This window comes from Corallococcus sp. CA054B (genome assembly GCF_003611625.1).
GTDB classification, from domain to species: domain Bacteria; phylum Myxococcota; class Myxococcia; order Myxococcales; family Myxococcaceae; genus Corallococcus; species Corallococcus coralloides.
In genome coordinates this window covers 1-15,896 of the sequence record NZ_RAVY01000098.1, presented here as the reverse complement: position 1 = coordinate 15,896, position 15,896 = coordinate 1, and the positions used below count along the sequence as shown (strand labels likewise).

The 15,896-nt window shown below is 68.7% G+C and carries 19 protein-coding genes; 7 read left to right on the top strand and 12 right to left on the bottom strand.

What is annotated here, in order from left to right; genetic code table 11:
- Positions 1–20: 20 nt before the first annotated feature.
- Positions 21–386, top strand: coding sequence for a hypothetical protein (locus tag D7V80_RS22985; RefSeq protein ID WP_120590189.1), 366 nt, complete (start codon positions 21–23; stop codon positions 384–386).
- A gap of 4 nt (positions 387–390) precedes the next feature.
- Here the strand turns inward: D7V80_RS22985 and D7V80_RS22980 are convergent, their stop codons facing one another.
- Positions 391–1,170, bottom strand: coding sequence for a hypothetical protein (locus D7V80_RS22980; protein WP_147447185.1), 780 nt, complete (start codon positions 1,168–1,170; stop codon positions 391–393).
- Between the two features lie 179 nt (positions 1,171–1,349).
- Here D7V80_RS22980 and D7V80_RS22975 point away from each other — a divergent pair, with 179 nt between their 5' ends.
- Both D7V80_RS22975 and D7V80_RS42960 read left to right on the top strand, forming a co-directional pair.
- The gene (locus D7V80_RS22975; protein WP_120590187.1) at positions 1,350–3,002 is read left to right on the top strand and encodes a formate--tetrahydrofolate ligase; all 1,653 of its coding nucleotides are present in this window, start codon (positions 1,350–1,352) and stop codon (positions 3,000–3,002) included.
- Between the two features lie 132 nt (positions 3,003–3,134).
- A complete protein-coding gene (locus D7V80_RS42960; RefSeq protein ID WP_233585642.1) occupies positions 3,135–3,503 on the top strand; it encodes a hypothetical protein in 369 nt (122 codons plus the stop codon).
- Positions 3,504–3,510: 7 nt separating this feature from the next.
- Here D7V80_RS42960 and D7V80_RS22965 read toward each other — a convergent pair whose 3' ends face one another.
- The 3 genes from D7V80_RS22965 to D7V80_RS22955 form a co-directional block, all read right to left on the bottom strand.
- Positions 3,511–3,861 (bottom strand): DNA-binding protein, encoded by a 351-nt coding sequence (locus D7V80_RS22965; RefSeq protein ID WP_120590185.1) that lies wholly within the window; start codon positions 3,859–3,861, stop codon positions 3,511–3,513.
- Between the two features lie 146 nt (positions 3,862–4,007).
- On the bottom strand, positions 4,008–5,600 hold the full coding sequence (locus tag D7V80_RS22960; protein ID WP_120590184.1) for a methyl-accepting chemotaxis protein: 1,593 nt from the start codon (positions 5,598–5,600) through the stop codon (positions 4,008–4,010).
- 411 nt (positions 5,601–6,011) lie between these two features.
- Complete coding sequence (locus D7V80_RS22955) at positions 6,012–6,386, bottom strand: hypothetical protein (protein WP_120590183.1); 375 nt, start codon at positions 6,384–6,386, stop codon at positions 6,012–6,014.
- Between the two features lie 189 nt (positions 6,387–6,575).
- Here D7V80_RS22955 and D7V80_RS42955 point away from each other — a divergent pair, with 189 nt between their 5' ends.
- Together D7V80_RS42955 and D7V80_RS22945 are read left to right on the top strand one after the other, a co-directional pair.
- Complete coding sequence (locus D7V80_RS42955) at positions 6,576–7,403, top strand: hemerythrin domain-containing protein (RefSeq protein WP_233585640.1); 828 nt, start codon at positions 6,576–6,578, stop codon at positions 7,401–7,403.
- A gap of 212 nt (positions 7,404–7,615) precedes the next feature.
- On the top strand, positions 7,616–8,914 hold the full coding sequence (locus D7V80_RS22945) for a Fic family protein (RefSeq protein WP_120590182.1): 1,299 nt from the start codon (positions 7,616–7,618) through the stop codon (positions 8,912–8,914).
- A gap of 2 nt (positions 8,915–8,916) precedes the next feature.
- Here the strand turns inward: D7V80_RS22945 and D7V80_RS22940 are convergent, their stop codons facing one another.
- From D7V80_RS22940 to D7V80_RS42950, 7 genes are all read right to left on the bottom strand, one after another.
- On the bottom strand, positions 8,917–9,270 hold the full coding sequence (locus D7V80_RS22940; RefSeq protein WP_120590181.1) for a hypothetical protein: 354 nt from the start codon (positions 9,268–9,270) through the stop codon (positions 8,917–8,919).
- Positions 9,271–9,409: 139 nt separating this feature from the next.
- Positions 9,410–9,898 (bottom strand): hypothetical protein, encoded by a 489-nt coding sequence (locus D7V80_RS22935; protein WP_120590180.1) that lies wholly within the window; start codon positions 9,896–9,898, stop codon positions 9,410–9,412.
- A gap of 9 nt (positions 9,899–9,907) precedes the next feature.
- The gene (locus D7V80_RS22930; RefSeq protein ID WP_120590179.1) at positions 9,908–10,831 is read right to left on the bottom strand and encodes a DUF2381 family protein; all 924 of its coding nucleotides are present in this window, start codon (positions 10,829–10,831) and stop codon (positions 9,908–9,910) included.
- 45 nt (positions 10,832–10,876) lie between these two features.
- Positions 10,877–11,587 (bottom strand): class I SAM-dependent methyltransferase, encoded by a 711-nt coding sequence (locus tag D7V80_RS22925; protein ID WP_120590178.1) that lies wholly within the window; start codon positions 11,585–11,587, stop codon positions 10,877–10,879.
- Between the two features lie 45 nt (positions 11,588–11,632).
- Positions 11,633–12,160 (bottom strand): hypothetical protein, encoded by a 528-nt coding sequence (locus D7V80_RS22920; protein ID WP_147447184.1) that lies wholly within the window; start codon positions 12,158–12,160, stop codon positions 11,633–11,635.
- A 96-nt stretch (positions 12,161–12,256) separates the two neighbouring features.
- Positions 12,257–13,141: a LysR family transcriptional regulator gene (locus D7V80_RS22915; protein WP_120590176.1), complete on the bottom strand. Its 885-nt coding sequence runs from the start codon at positions 13,139–13,141 to the stop codon at positions 12,257–12,259.
- 190 nt (positions 13,142–13,331) lie between these two features.
- Entirely contained in the window at positions 13,332–13,547 is a 216-nt protein-coding gene (locus D7V80_RS42950) for a hypothetical protein (RefSeq protein ID WP_233585638.1), read from the bottom strand.
- 174 nt (positions 13,548–13,721) lie between these two features.
- Between D7V80_RS42950 and D7V80_RS43970 the strand changes: the two genes are divergently transcribed.
- Both D7V80_RS43970 and D7V80_RS22900 read left to right on the top strand, forming a co-directional pair.
- Entirely contained in the window at positions 13,722–14,321 is a 600-nt protein-coding gene (locus tag D7V80_RS43970) for an RNA polymerase sigma factor (protein ID WP_370452523.1), read from the top strand.
- A gap of 324 nt (positions 14,322–14,645) precedes the next feature.
- Positions 14,646–15,224: a GNAT family N-acetyltransferase gene (locus D7V80_RS22900; protein ID WP_120590174.1), complete on the top strand. Its 579-nt coding sequence runs from the start codon at positions 14,646–14,648 to the stop codon at positions 15,222–15,224.
- Here D7V80_RS22900 and D7V80_RS22895 read toward each other — a convergent pair.
- A complete protein-coding gene (locus D7V80_RS22895; protein WP_120590173.1) occupies positions 15,158–15,640 on the bottom strand; it encodes a response regulator in 483 nt (160 codons plus the stop codon). The two genes, D7V80_RS22900 and D7V80_RS22895, sit on opposite strands and share 67 nt — an antisense overlap.
- Positions 15,641–15,896: the final 256 nt, after the last annotated feature.

Below are 15,896 nucleotides of genomic sequence, written 5' to 3'. Positions count from 1 at the left end.
AACTGTCCCTGCTCGCGGGGATGTCGCTTCCCTTCGTGGAGCCTGACTCGCCTCGCGACGAGGCGGTGCTCGCCACCTTCCCTCCCGGGCCCACGACTCGAATGGGTGACGACGAGGCGGCGTGGCTGGGGGAGATTGCCGACAGGGCGTCGCGGGCGATGAACGGCTTCCTGCGCGGCTTCCGTGTCCAGCCCGCGGAGTCCTTCGACGCGGACGTCCCGTTCCTCTTCCTGGAGGAACGGGACGTGGACCTGCCCTCGAATGCCGTCTGGGACCGGGGCCAGGCCGCTCGCGCGGCGTCCTCTCGGGTCCCCGTGCTGCTGTGCACCCCGTCGGTGGCCCTGGCGGACGCCTTCGACATCGAAGACGTCCTGCGCGTGGGCTGAACCGCTACTGCCCCCCGGCGGTGCGCGTATCCCAGCCACCGCCGATGGGCCCGCCCCGGGGGCCGCCCGCGCCCCGCGGGTTCATGTCATCGCGGCGCATCTGCTGGTACTGCGTCATCTGCTCCGCGCTGAGCACCTTCTGCATCTCCGCGTCGGTCTGCGTGCGCAGGTCGCGCATCTGCTGGCGCATGTCACGTCCCGGCCGGCCTCCCGCCATCGCCGACGACAGCTCCTGGCGCTTCGCGTCCTCGGCCTGCATCGCCTTCGTCAGCGCCTGCTCCTGGCTGTAGTTGAGCCGCGCGTTGCTGATGAAGGTCTTGAGGCGCTGGGAGCGCTCGGACTCCGCCTGCGCCTGCATCTGGTCCACCTGCTGCTGCCACTGCTGGCGCTGCTCGGTGCGCTGCTCGTCCTGCACCGTGCGCATCAGCTCCTTCAACGACTGCTTCGCGCGGTCGTTGGTCAGCGCCTCGCCCACCATCACGCCGCGCAGCTCCTCACGCAGCTTCGCGACCTCCGCCTCCAGGCCCGCGGGCGGAGGACCGCCCGTGCCAGCCGAGGCCGTGCCGCCGCCCTGCTCGAAGGCCATCATCCGCCGGGACAGGAGCTGCACCGTCTCCTCCAGCGCCTTCACGCGGTTCTGGAGCGCCCGGACGTCCGCCGTCGAGTCCTGCACGCGGGGCGCCTCCTGGACGACAGGGGCCTCCGACTTCCCAGGCCCCCACAGGGCCACCCCGAGTGCCAGCGAAGCCATCCCCACCGATGCGATGCCGAGAATGCGGTTCATGATGCTCTCCCTGACGGAACTCCCGGCCGCGTATTCCATCGCGCCCCCAAAGCTCCGCCCTGCGCCTGCATCCTCCCACCCTGCCCGCCTCCCGGGGAACCGTCCTGCGACGCGCGCCTGCCTGCCCTCCGTGTCGCGAGCGTTGACCTCCTCCTGCGGGGCACGGAGAGTCCCCCGCCATGACGCTCCGTCCCATCGCTGAAGTCGGCGCCGAGCTGGGTCTCGCGCCGGAAGACGTCCTCCCCTGGGGCCGCGACCGCGCGAAGGTGTCGCTGGACGCCCTGGGCCGCAGCTCGCGCCAGGGCCGCATGGTGCTGGTGTCGGCCATCAACCCCACGCCTCCGGGCGAGGGCAAGACGACCATGTCCGTGGCGCTGGCCATGGGCCTGCGCAAGCGGGGGCGCAAGGCGGTGGCGGCGCTGCGCGAGCCGTCGCTGGGGCCCGTCTTCGGCGTGAAGGGCGGCGGCACCGGCGGCGGGCTGGCGAGCCTGGAGCCGGCGGCGGACATCAACCTGCACTTCACCGGCGACCTGCACGCCATCACCAGCGCGCACAACCTGCTGTCCGCGCTGGTGGACAACGCCGTGTACTACGGCCACCCGGTGGTGCTGGAGGGCACGCGGGTGCGCTGGCGCCGCGCGATGGACATGAACGACCGGTTCCTGCGCAACGTCATCGTGGGGCTGGGCGGCAAGGCGCACGGCGTGCCGCGCGAGACGTCCTTCGACATCACGGCCGCCAGCGAGGTGATGGCCATCCTGGCGCTGGCGGAGAACCTGAAGGACCTGGAGGCGCGGCTGGGGCGCATCGTGGTGGGGCAGGCGCCGGACGGCTCGCCGGTGCGCGCGAACGACGTGAATGCGGCGGCGTCCATGGTGGCGCTGCTGAAGGACGCGCTGATGCCCAATCTCGCCCAGACGCGCGAGGGCGGGCCGGCCATCGTGCACGCGGGGCCGTTCGGCAACATCGCGCACGGGTGTTCGTCGGTGGTGGGCACGCGGCTGGCGCTCGCGTACGCGGACGAGGTGGTGACGGAGGCGGGCTTCGGCTTCGACCTGGGCGCGGAGAAGTTCCTGGACATCAAGTGCCGGAGCGCGGGCGTGTGGCCCCGGGGCGTGATGCTGGTGGTGACGCTGCGGGCGCTGAAGCACCACGGCGGCGCCGCGGCGGCGAAGGTCGCGGATCCGGACAGAGAAGCGCTCCTGAAGGGCTTCAACCACCTGGAGAAGCACCTGGAGTCGGTGGCGGCGTTCGGCCTGCCGGCGGTGCTGTGCGTGAACCAGTTCCCGCAGGACACGGAAGCCGAGCTGGACGAACTGCGCGCGTTCGCGAAGGCGAGGGGCGTGGGCATCGCCGTATGCGACGGCTTCGGCAAGGGCGGCGAGGGTTCGCTGGAGCTGGCGGACACGGTGCTGGCGATGCTGGACGCGACGGACGCGGCGCCGCCGAAGCCGCGCTTCCTCTACGAACTGGAGCAGACGCCGGAGGAGAAGATCCGCGCCATCGCGCGCACGGTGTACGGCGCGGACGACGTGGCCTTCACGCCAGGGGCGCGCAAGGACCTGGAGACGGCGCGAGCGCTGGGAGGCGCGGGGCTGCCGGTGTGCATGGCGAAGACGCACCTGTCCCTGTCGGACGACCCGGCGAAGACGGGCCGGCCCCGAGGCTTCACGTTGACGGTGCGAGAGGTGCGCCTGTCCGCGGGAGCCGGCTTCCTGGTGGCGCTGACCGGAGAGCTGCTCACCATGCCGGGCCTGCCGCGCGAGCCCGCCGCCCGCCGCGTCACGGTCCACCCGGACGGCAGCATCACGGGCCTGATGCAGGGCGAGTGACGTCAGGGGTAGGGCCTGGCGTCTCCCGTCTTCTCTCGACGGGAGCGCCCGCCCCTGCCCCATCCGAAGCACGCCCAACCCTGGCGCGTCCATTTCTTCCAGCGCCATCCGGAGGATGATCCGGAGCGCACCGTGCCGGCCCGCGACTTCCTTGATGCGTGTCCGGACACGGTCAGCGCGAAGCTGCTCGCCGTCGTGAAGGCCGTGGCGGACGCGCCGCCGCCCGCCTTCAGCGGAGGGGGCAAGTGGGAGGCCATGCATGGCTCCATGGCGGGGCTCCATGAAGTGCGCGCGGATGGCAGGGGCCGCCGTCACTACCGTCTCTTCTGCGTCCTGGAGCGGGACGGAGCAGCGCTGGGCCTGGGCGGCCCGAGCCTCATCCTCCTGACCGGGAGGACGAAGGCGTTCCGCACCGTGCTCTCGGAGAATGACTACGCGAAGGTCCGGGCGCTCCGGGACGAGTACCAGCGCCGCCGCCCCCGGAGCGTGTGGGCTGGCTGAGGGCGCCCTACTTGCGGCGAACGCGGGGGGCGGGTGCCCGTGGCCGCACTGCCTTGCGGCGGGCGGGGGCCGGCACCAGCTGAAGGCGGCACCCCAGCGCGGCGGCCAGCTTCGTGACCGTCGACAGCGTGGGGTTCGCGGAAGGCGCCGTGAACAGGCGGCGCACGACCTCCGGCGGGGTCTCCGCCTTCCGAGCCAGGTCCGCCTTGCTCAGTCCGGCCTCCTCGCGCCGCGCATCCAGGGCGCGGATCAGCTTGTCAGCCGCATCCACTTCGGCACGCGCCTTCGCGTACGCCTCCGCGAAGGCCGGGCGCTTGAGCTTCTTCTCGAAGTAACGGTCGAATCCCGTGGGGGTCATGGCAGGGCTCCAGGCTTCAATCCGGGGCGTAGCATACAAGTTACGCCTGACGTGGCGTCCTGACAGCTCCCTTTCCACAAAGCACGACGGGCCGCCCCGGTGTTCCGGAGCGGCCCGTGGGCCCTGCTGGATGCCTTCGCGGCTGGCTACACGCGGAAGGTGGTGGACAGCTCCTGGAGCTTGCCCAGGGAGGTGTTGATCTGCCCCACCGCCTGCTCGGCGTTGCTCGTGGCCATCACCACGTCGCTCATCATCTCCGACAGCTGCGTCACCACTTCCGTCATCTGCGTGATGCCCGCGTTCTGCTGCGTCACCGAGGCGACGATCTGCCGCGCCGCCTGGCTGCTCTCCTGCACCACCTGCGTGATGTCCTTCAGCGTCGTCGCGGACGAGAGCACCTGCTCGATGCCCTCCTCCATCTTCTGGCTGTCCTCCTCCGCGATGCCCACCGTCTCGCGGATGGCCTGGTTGATCTCCAGGAGGATCTTCCCGATGCGCTGCGTGCTCTGCAGCGACTGGCTGCTCAGCGCCCGCATCTCCTTGGCCACCACCGCGAAGCCCCGGCCTTCCTCGCCGGCCCGCGCCGCCTCGATGGCCGCGTTCAACGCGAGCACGTTCGACTGGTCCGCCAGGTCCTTCACGCTGCCGATGATTTCACCCGCGTGCACCGCCTGCTCGGACAGCACGCCAATGCTCCCCACCAGCGCGCCCACCCGCGCGCGGATCTGCTGCAACCCCTCCGCGCTGCGCTCGATGGACACCTGCCCGGAGGCGCTGTACGCGTCCGCCTGCGCCGCCACCTTCAACACCATCTCCGCGCGGCTGGCCGCCATGCCGGACGTCTGGGCGATCTCCGCGATGGTGGAGCTGGCCTCCGTGAGGCTGCGCGACTGGCTGGTCAGGAAGTTGAGCTGCTCGTGGCTCGCCGCGTTCAGCCGCGCCGCCGCCGCCGTCAGCTCCGTCACCACCGAGTGCAGCGTGTTGGGCACCGAGCCCAGCCGCGTCATCAGCGACTGGATGCTGCGCGCCAGCTCGCCCACCTCGTCCTGCGCGCTCGTGTCGATGGCCAGCGACAGGTCGCCCTCCCGCACGATGCGCGTCGCCGTCGCTGTCAGCCGCGCCAGGGGCGTCGTCACCTCGCGCAGCAGCCACACCGTGGCCACCGCGAGCACCACGATGCACGCCACCGCCAGCACCAGCACCCACGTCAGCGTCGCGCCGTGCAGCGACGACACCTCCATGAAGGTCTCGCGCTGCGACGCCTCCTGCTGCGCCGTCACGGACTCCAGGCCGTCGTGCATCGCCCGGTACGCGGGCTCCAGCTTCGCGAGCGCGGCTTCCGCGGCCGCGTCATTGCGCGCCGCCAGCGCCACCACCTGCGACGCCTCCTTCCAGTAGCGCGTGAAGGCCCCCTGCAGCGCCTCCACCTTCGGGCCATCCACGTCCGGATACGCGCGAAGCGCCGTGAGCCCCTTCTGGAGCTCCGCCACCTGCGCGTCCAGCGTCTCCTGCTTCACCGCGTTCAGCGCCACCGCGTCGCCGACGTCCAGGTGCAGCGCCGCGAATCCCGCGCGGGCCGTCTGCGCCTGACTCACCGACGGCGCCAGGCTGGAACCAATGCGCTCCGAGGCGCTCCGCGTGCGCGAGCCCAGCACCACCGTCACCGCCACGATGGCCACCAGGAACGCCGCCGCCACCGTCGGCAGCACCATCATCTTCTGCTTGAGCCGCATCGCCATCACGCACCCCCTCGCGCGCCCATGTCACCCATCCCGATGAAGCGCGGCCGTACTCCCGCGCCGGGCCTGCTGCGCCAGCTCATTGTCGCTCATCCTTCCGCGGACCCCCACGGGCTCGCCGGGGGCCGGGGCTCCGTCAGGACTCGTAGGATAGACAACACCTCTCCCCCTGACTCAAGCCCGCGTCCCTTGAATTGTCTCTGAAACGGGTCGGCATTGCCCCGCAGGGTCATGCGGGACACTTCATCCTGTCAGGTGGGACTCGTCGCGGAGGACGCCGCACGTCAGTCGTGGAAGGCCCTCCAGGCACCCTGGCGCGATCATTCCAGCCGTCCGGCAAGACCTTCACTGTAGGTGACATCGGACAGGGGGCGTCCAGGCAAGCCCTGGGGCGGGCGCCAGGCCGGTCGCTCAGCGGGTGGGCTGCGGGAGGAAGGGCTCCAACTCGCGGCGGCAGGTGTCGTCGCACTCGGAGAAGCGGACGAGGAACGCCGCGTGATTGGCGCACTTCTTGGGCCAGCGTGAGGCGCCGCCATCCGCCAGACACAGCAGGCGGAACTCGTCGCGGGTGTCCGAGAAGAGGGCCTCGCGCTGCGACGGGGACATGGCGTCCAGCGCGCGGTTCTCCCCGCCCTGGAGCCAGATGAAGACGCCCACCATCGCCACGAAGACGAGGGCCAGCCAGGTGCCCTTGCGCAGCCAGATGCTGGGCGGAGGGGCCAACTCCTTCGCGAAGATGTTCTTTTCATCGCCCCCCTCGTCCGGAGGCGTCCCTTCGTTGCCCATGGGCTCCCTTCCATCCATGGCGCGTGCCAGCCGCACGGCCGTGCCGCAGCAGACACCAGCCCGTCCCGCGTTGCACCTTGCAACCGCCATCCGGGGCACACCGTGCCGGATGCAATGCGCCCCCGAGGCTTGCGCCGCCCGGCATCCGACAGACGGGCCCGGCACACGGCGTGCTCTTGGACTGGGACCATGGAAGTGCGTGCCAGTACCGAGGCGACGGAGCGCCCCATGCGGGTGCTCGTGGTGGACGACGAGCGAAACATCCGCCACACCCCGCGACTCACCGCCTCCGCGATGTTCGACACGGCCGTGGAGGCGGTGAAGCGCGGCGCGCTCCAAGCACAGCTGCCGCGCTTGCTGCAGGAGAAGCATTTCGAGCGGCTGGGCGAGGGCCGCACGCGCGAGGCGGACGCAAGAAGTACGAAGCAGGGGCGTGACGCACGCTGCCTGTGCGCCAGTGCATGCAGGCCCGGCACTGGAGGCCGGGGCGTGCAGGGGCGCTCGTCCTTCCGAGTGGATTGCGCCCTTGCGCGCGCATGTGAACCCTGGCCCGTCATGAACCTCATCGACGTGCTCATCCAGCAGCACCGCGACGCCGAGGCGCTCTTCGAGGCCTGGCACCATGCGCATGACGAAGAGAAGCCCGCGCTGTGCCTGCGGCTGGCCGAAGCGCTCACGATGCACAGCACCGTCGAGGAGCGCTGGGTGTATCCCGTCGCGCGGAGCGTCGTGGACGGGCCGAGCATCGACTTCGCGGTGGAGGAGCACGGGGAGATGACCCAGCTGCTCTCCGAGCTGTTGCGCGTCCGCCACGACCCGCGCCGCCGCGAGGCCACGGTGCGCCAGTTGGAGGCCGTGGTGGCGAACCACATGGCGGAGGAGGAGCGCGAGGTGCTTCCCCGACTGCGCAAGATGGACGCGGGCGCGTTCGGCCTGTCGAGTGCTGAAATCGTCCGCTCCGCGTCCGACGCGCGGAACGAAGCGATGCGCCAGTTGGAGATGTCCGCGCCGATGTGACCGCGGGCCTCAGCCCTGTTCGGGCTGCGGCGGCGTGAACCAGAAGGTGCTGCCCTGCCCCGGGTGCGCCCCCTCCCCAGCCCTCCGCCAGCGTGCGCTGCGCGGACAGCGCCCGTTCCACCAGCTCCACCAGGGTGTACGAACCCGCTCCGTGCGCCCCTGCGAGGTGAAAGGGGGCGACGGCGTTACAGTGGGGAGCGGAGGTGGTTGGCGTGCATCGGTACCGGTGGAGCGAGAGCATCGAACCCAGGCTTCAGCAGGCGACCGAGCGCATGCGCCGGTTGCGTGCCACCCGGATGCCTCCTGCCGCGGTGGAGAACCTGAGGCGCTGGTTCCGGATCCACCACACGTACAATTCAAACGCGATTGAAGGGAACCGTCTGACCCTGCCAGAGACGCGCGCCGTGGTGGAGGACGGCATCACCATCGCGGGCAAGTCGCTGAAGGATCACTTCGAAGCGGTCAACCTCGCGCATGCGCTCGACCTCATCGAAGCGCTGGCCGGTAAGGACTCCGTGCTGGGCGAGCGGGACGTTCGCGAGATGCACGGCATCGTTCTGCGCGCGATTGACCCCGAAAACGCCGGAGCCTATCGGCGCATCAACGTACGGATCGGCGGTACGAAGTACGTGCCTCCGCAGGCTGTCCAGGTGCCCGAAGAAATGCGGACGTTCGGAGAATGGCTGGCTGGAGCCAAGACCGAGCATCCGGTGGTCGTCTGCGCCATCGCGCATACATGGTTCGAAACGATTCATCCCTTCGTGGATGGGAACGGACGGACAGGGAGGCTGCTCGCCAACCTGTTGCTGATGCGGGAGCACTACCCCGCCATCGTCCTGCTCGCCGAAGACCGGGCGCGGTATTACCTGGCGCTTGATGCATCCCATTCGGGAGACATCACCGCGATGGTGGAATTGACGCTCGATCGTCTGGACCAAAGCTTCGAAGAATACGAGCGTGCGTCCCGTGAGCTCACGGAGGTCCGTGAGCCCGCGATTGACTACCTGGCGGAGCAACTGGGCAAGACGCGGGCTGCGACGTCATCCCAGTTCAGCCGTTGGTACGAGGCCGTCCGTGTGCTTCATGGTTCGCTCGTGGACTTCGCGGAGCAATTGATGGCGAAGTTCCCGGAGGGCAATCGACCGCGCCTGCAGGTGTCGGACCTCCCTGCGCTGACGGAGCATGAGTGGGCCTCGATCCAAAAAGCTCCCTATTGGCTCTTCGGCCTGGTGGGTGACAGCCACGGCGCGCACGTGGATCTCTCCTTCAGCGCAATCCCCCCAGGAGGAGGGATTGGCGGATGGAACAAGGAGGGCACTGGCGTTCGACTGACCCTTCCCAGCACGGAAGCCGCGCCCCGGGACCACCGCATCGAGGCGGTTCCCACTGGGCACACCTTTCGCGTCCTAAGCGACGGGAACTCCAGTCAGACCGAGTCCGATGTCTCCGTGAGCAAGTTCGCCACGGAACTCTGGACCGCGGCCATCAAGCACCTGCTCCAGACTCGCTGACATCACGGGCTGCTGGACACGGATGAGTCGCAGTCCGAGGTGCACTTGCCCGAGCAGGCGACCTGGCCGGGGTACGAGTCCAGGATGGCGCACGTGGTGCCGCCCGTGCAGGACACGAGTTCGGTGCAGACCTTGGAATCATCCACACAGCGTGCCTTGGACTCGCCGTCCAGCTTGAGCACGAGGCAGGACAGGCCTTGCGGACACTGGGGCAGGTCCACTCCGCACTCCTGTGCCAGGTCCAGCGACTGCCCTTCTCGCAGCTTCAGCCTCCCCTGCCCGCCCTCTCCGTCCGACCCACAGGCCGCGAGGGCCATCACCGTCAGACAACCGCCCAGCATCCGCATCCAGCGCATCGTGGCTCCTTGAAGTCGTGAAGCCCCATGCCCGGAGCAAGGTGTGGACCAGGGAGGCGCCGCAGGAATTCCGCGCGCTTGGCCACTGGTGGCTGCCTCGGAATTCTGATGCCCCCTCGAATCCCTGGCGGCCCACGCCTCAGCGGAACTCGTCCACGATGTACATACCCGCGCGCGCTGAATCGAGGATGGCTGTTCCTGGCTTGGACTCGGGCCGCTTGCGCAGTTGCCCGAAGCCCAGCCTCGCCACCGCACAGATGGGGACCCTGTCCCCACCATTCATGAAATGGGCTTCGTAATAGCGAATGACCGGCTGAGGACCGCCTGTCCACACGCGGCCATACAGCCGAAGCGGCGCTTCCAACGTACCGACGTCCTGATCCAGCACGCTTTCGATGGGTCCGTCATACAGCGTGATGGTCTCCGCTCGACTCTGGTTCGCGTCGAGCTGTACCCATGCGGACTCCCCCACATACAGGCGCAGGTAACGCATGACCTCCAGCGCCTTCTCCGGGCACTTCTCCGCCATGGGAGTTCCATCCGAGCGAAGCCGGACGTCACCCGGTACCGTTGCACAACCCAGCGGCAGCCCCAGCAAGCCCACGAGTACGTATTGGCGGGGAGTCATGCGGCGTTCCTACTTCCCCAGCAGGGCCGGATCCAACTGAACAATGGCCTGCAAGAGCCCGTCCTGCCGGTACAGCTCCAGCCGCAGCGCGGTCAGCGTCCCTCCATCCAGGAAGGCGCTTCCGTCCACGACGAGCCCAATCACTCCGGACGCCCCGGGCTCCAGTACCGCCGCAGAGGAACGCACCGCGATGGCCCGCTCCCTCGCATCCGCGACGCCCACCAACCGGACGGACTTCATGCTCCAGGAACGCTCGGCGTGGAGATTCTTCACCCTGAACACGACCGCAGCCTTGCCCTTGCCGCGATAAACCGTGCCCTCCAGTTTCGCGCCATCGTCCTTCCCGGAAAAGCGCTCAAAGCCCTTGAATGGGGTCTGCGCCTCGGACTCCGCCGTCAGCAGGGCCGCCAGCGCATGGTCCTCGGAGACCTCCTCCTTGTGGAGCCGCTCGTTCTCCGCGCGGAGGGTCTTGTTCTCCTTCTCCGAGTCCAATAGCGCCGAGGCCATGGCCTCGTAGCCATCCCGGTCCTTGTAGACGTTGAGCTGCTGGTCCGCGCTCCCATGTTCACGCCGTCCCGGAGGCCGCAGGAGGAAGGGGACCTCCCGGTCATCCGACAACGTGACGAGCAGGGAGAAGCCTTCCTCCGGTGCCAGGTCGCGCCGGGGCTCCAGCACCACCTTCTGGCCCACGACGCCCACCGGTTCGAATCGCCCCTCTCCGCCCACCAATCGAGCCCGGAGTGGCGCGAGGTCCTGCTCGAAGCGCAGGACCGTCACGACCTGCCCCTTCACATAGATGCGCTGGGGCGCGGCCTCGGGCTGCTCGGGGAGGAAGAGCGTCCGGATGACGGCGTGCTCGTGCTCCTCCGCCACGGCGGCCCCAGCGAGCAGCGTCCCGAGCAACGCCCACGTCCCAGGTAGAGCGATTCGCATACAACCTGGGACATAGCATCCGCCTTCCAGCGGACCAAGCCACGCTCAGGGCGCTAAGCGCGCCAGGAAGACCTTGTACTGGAGCGAGACGAAGAGCGTCTTCGGCTGCACCAGCCCCGCCTGCGCGAACATCGCGAACAGCGCGGCATCGGACTCGATGGGCTGCATCTTCGCCATGGCCTGCCCCCGGGCCTCCAGCTTCTCCCGCGTCACGCCATACGCCCGCAGCCGCCGGAACTCGATGTTCGTCAGCTCGGGGTCCTGGCCGATGCGGCAGCCCAGCACCAGCGGCGCTCCCGGCTTGAGCCTCCGCGTCACCTCTCGCAGCAGTTCGACGCGGGCCGCTTCCCCCTCCACGTGGTGCAGCACGCCCATCAACTGCGCGCCGTCGAACGGAGGACCTTGCGGCAACGTGCGCAGCTCGCCTTCGTGCAGGTGCGTGCGCGAGAGCAGCCCTTCCGCCTCCAGACGCTTGCGCGCGACCTCCAGCATCGCGCCCGAGGGCTCCACGCCCGTGAAGCGCCAGCCCGGCACGCTGAACCGGAGGTAGGGCATCAGCTCCGCGCCCGTGCCCAGGCCTACGTGGAGCAGTGACGCCGTCTCCTGGCCGTCCAGGTGAGCAGCCAGGGCACTGACGCCCAGCTCGTACGCCGCCTGGTAGCCGGCGAGGCTGACCGCAGCCTGGGCGTCGTAATGGGGCGCGCGGTCGGCTCCAAAGCCGTGCACCGGCGCATGTGCGGAATGATCGTGGTTCATGACCGCAAGATGCGTCCGCCCCGCGCGGAGTGGCAGAGCGGGGATTCAGACGGAATCAGCGGATCTTTCGATTCGCGGGAAGTCGGTGGGCCGGGCATCGAGGGGGATGCCCTCGGCTTGCATCTGCTTCGCCCAGCCGATGACTTGCTGGCAGCGCAGCACCACGGCCCCGCTCATCATCGCGGGGAAGAGGGCGCCGATGCTCAGCCCTCCGTGAGCCGAGACATGGGTCAGCCATGCCAGCACACTCCAGATGAGCCAGCTGTAGCCCAGCCCCAAGCCCAGCATGAGCGCCCACCGCTTCTTCAAGAAGGTGAGCGCGCCCAGGGCCAGGCAGAAGACCGCATACCCAGCAACGAGCGCCGCCCCCCATGGCTCCAGCATCCAGTCAAAGAGGAGGCCCACATTGGCCCGGAGTACGAACAGGGCCCCGGCGAAAATGGCATGGACGAGGCAGACTCCCCCCAGCTCATGGACCCGGGCGCGAAACCTCTCCACGAAGTCCGCGTCGATTTCACCCGAGCCTCCAGGCAATGCGGGAGAAAGGACTGCTGACGGCTTTCGGTTGGCCATGGTCAGGAGGCTCCGCTCTGTGGCCTCGGTAGCGAGGTACAGGCAACGGTGGCAGGCCCATGAAGCTCCGCGCCAACTCAAATTTTCTTGATGTCCTCATCGCCAATTTCGATGAGCAGCCACCGCGGCACTCTCCACGACGGCATCCATCCCATGCGAGGTCGGGTCCACCCGCCAGCTCAGGTGGATGGGCAGTGGAACGAGCTCCACGTCACAGGGCAGCAGCCGCAGGCCCTCTGCCCGCGCGAGCCGGTGGATGGCGGGGTGTGGCAGCGTCGCCACGCCGAGCCCGCTCGCGACCAGGCTCACCATGGCGGAGATGGACGAGCTCGTATGCACACGTGGCGCCTCGAACCCTGCTCCGCGCAGCAGGTCGAGGAGCGCCACGTACGGCTGTGAGCCGCGCTGAAAGGTCAAGAACCCGCCCTGGGTGAGCTGCGCCAGGGTGTACCTGCGCCGCGTGTGCAGGCCCCGCTTGCCCACGAATCCCATTGGCATCGACGGCAGCTCGCGTGTCCGCACGCCGTCCTCATGCACGGGGAGCGCAGCCAGGACCAGGTCGAGCGCGCCTCGCCGCATCAGGTCGTGCAGCCCCGCCGTGGTCTCGATGATGAGCTGGAGCTCGAGCCCCGGTTGCTCCACCCGCAGCCGCTCGAGCCACGAGATGAGCCACGCGTGAAGCACCGACTCGATGGCACCGATCCGCAGCGACACGGGGCCCCGTGGGCCCGAGCCCATCCCGGTCTTGATGTCGCGCCAGAGGCCCAGGAGCCGCTCCGCGTCGGTGAAGAAGCGTGCCCCTGCCGTGGTCAGCCGGAAGTGCTTGTCACGCCGGTCGAGCAGCGACGTGTTCAGCTCCTCCTCGAGCCTCGCGATGCGCGCGGAGACCGCGGACTGGGTGAGGAACAGCTTTTCCGCCGCGCGCGTCACGTTCTTGAGCGCCGCGGCCCAATAGAAGGCTTCGACAAAGTCCAGGTTCATGGGCGCCGGGAACCTTACTTAACGAGCGCTACTCCGGAACGAACCCGTCCCCCTCGCGCTGGAACACCGCTCCAATTGGCGCGTCCAGGATGGCGTCCAATTCCCTGTACCAGCCCAGCAGGGTCCTCAGCGGGACCTCGACCGCTCCCCCACCCGCTCCATTCCGGCTCCCACATCCGGAACCGTCCCATCACTCTCCTGGCGGCATGGGCATTCCAATCACTTTCAAGCCATGGCCCGCGGGCAGGTCGCCCACGACCACCGCCCACAGACCGTTGTACTTCACGCCCCCCAATCCCTTGCCATGCTCCAGCGCGAGCCGCGCCCGCGCCAGGATGAGCAACACCCCCTCCGGCAGGTCGATGTCTCCCAGCGCCACGCGGTCAAACGCGCCCCGGACACACATTCCAAATCCTGGACGGTGTGCCCCTACCGGTGCCGACACACACACAGCTGTCTTCCAAATCCAACCAACCCGTAAGGCTTTAACAAGGTTCTAAATAAATCAGACCTATTACGTTTTATTTTCAGTACCGGCACTGGGGGCCGCACGATGAGAGAAGAACTCGACACTTCCGACATGGAGTACGCCGATTTCGCGGTCCGTCATCAGCCCATCCTGATGGCGGTCGCGCGAAACATCTGTGGGGGGAATGCCACGGCTTGTGACGACCTGGTCCAGGACGTCCTGCTGCGGGCCTTGTTGAAGTGGGACTCGCTGCGCGGCTGGGGGGAGCCGGAGCGGCGCGCGTGGCTGGTACGGGTGCTGCACAACCGCTTCCTCGACCAGTGCCGCCGCACGCGCACGGAGGCCACCACCGCCATCAACCTGGGCAACGTGCACAAGCTCTTCGAGGAGCCTCAAGCCCCGGACCTGGAGCTGTGGGAGTGCATCACCGAGGCGGAGCTGCAGAAGGCCGTCGCGACGCTGCCCTTCAACCTGCGCCGCACCTTCGAGCTGCACTCGGAGGGGCTGCGCCACGCGGAGATTGGCCGCCACGGTGGACATCCCAGACAGCGCGGGCCGCTTCTTCAACGACGTGCGCGAGCGCATCCACGCAGGCGCCGCTCCCAGCGTGGCCCTGCGCGACGAGCGGCAGGCGTGGCTCCAGGCCTCCCCTGGAGATCGCTGGGTGCACGACGTGCTCCTGTTCGAATGACGCCCTTTCAGATCGCTTAAAAGAACCCGACCCGACACGTCTTCAAGAGGAGGCCGCACGCGGGGGCTGACAAGGCCGGACCCCGCGGCGGCCGCGTCAGGAGGACACGGTCATGTCGAGATGCCGGATCAGCCCCATCCTGGTACCCATCCCCCACAAGCCCCAGCAGGACCTCCCGGACAAGCCGCCCCCGGGACCCGCTGGGCTGGATACGAAGACTTCCGTGTCGCCGCAGAAGCCCCGCCACCCGCCCCAAGACGACCTGCCGACCAGGCCTTCGCCGTGGCCGGATGACTTTGATCGCTGACGCTTCAAGGCATGGCGCGGGCCTATGCTCCCGCGCCATGCCGTCGCATCCGTATGTCGTGAGGGCCGTGCAGTCCCGGGACGAGCTGGAGCAGGTGCTGGCCCTGCAGCGCCGCAACCTGCCTCCCGCGCTGTCACCGGAGGAGCAGCACGCCCAGGGCTTCGTCACCGTCCAGCATGACCTGGCCACGCTGGAGCGCATGCACGCGCTCGAGCCCAGCATCATCGCCATGCAGGGCTCCGACGTCGTGGCGTACGCGCTGGTGATGCCCCGCGAGTGCCGCGCGTGGGTCCCCGTCCTGGACCCGATGTTCGCGCTCCTTGAAGGGCTCGAACACCGGGGCCGGCCGCTGAAGGACCAGCGCTTCTACGTGATGGGGCAGGTGTGCGTGGACAAGGCCCACCGGGGGAAGGGCCTCTTCGACGCGCTCTACCACCAGCACCGCGAGCAGCTTCGCTCGCGCTTCGACTGCGTGGTGACGGAGGTCTCGGTGCGCAACACCCGCTCCCTGCGCGCGCACGCGCGGGTCGGGTTCGAGACCGTCCACACCTACCGCGACGCCACCGACACCTGGGCCGTGGTGCTCTGGGACTGGGGCGCGGGCACGTCGCGCTGAAGCAGGGGGTCCGCGCGCACCGGCGTGGGGCGGTTCGCCATCCGCTTGTGGTGCATGCCGGACAGCTTCAGCGCCAGCTCCGGACCGGTGATGCCCTTGGGGATGTAGCCGTCCGCGCCGGACGCGCGCACCAGCTCGCGCAGCCGCGACTCGTCCATGGACGAGTACAGGATGAAGAGCGTGTCCGGACCCGCGAACTGGCGCACCACGCCCAGGATGCGGTCGCCGCTCAGCGCGGGGATGTTCACGTCCAGGAGCACGATGTCCGGCTGCTCGGTCCGCAGCAGGTTGGCCACGCCCAGCGCCGCGCGCGTGGTGACGACATCGAAGCCGTAGCGGCTGATGGAGCGCTCCACCAGCTCCAGCACGAGTGGGTCATCATCCACCACAAGCGCCTTCAACTTGCCTTCCGCCATCGCGTCTCCGCCTTTCAAGACCTCGGGGGAAAGGTCTGAAGTGCATTACGTCCAGGTATGCTGTGCAATATACGCCATAACTGTATTCACGCACAATGCCCCCAAGCCTGAAGACCTGGGAGTCCTGTACTTTGAGTACGGATTTCCGGTCTCGAAGTCGCGCGGAGGTGGGGAAAACGAGCCCTACGCCGCAGGGGCGGCGGCGACCCCAGACTGATACTCGCGGTGAATAGTGGGAGGCCTCGCGCGGGTGGGA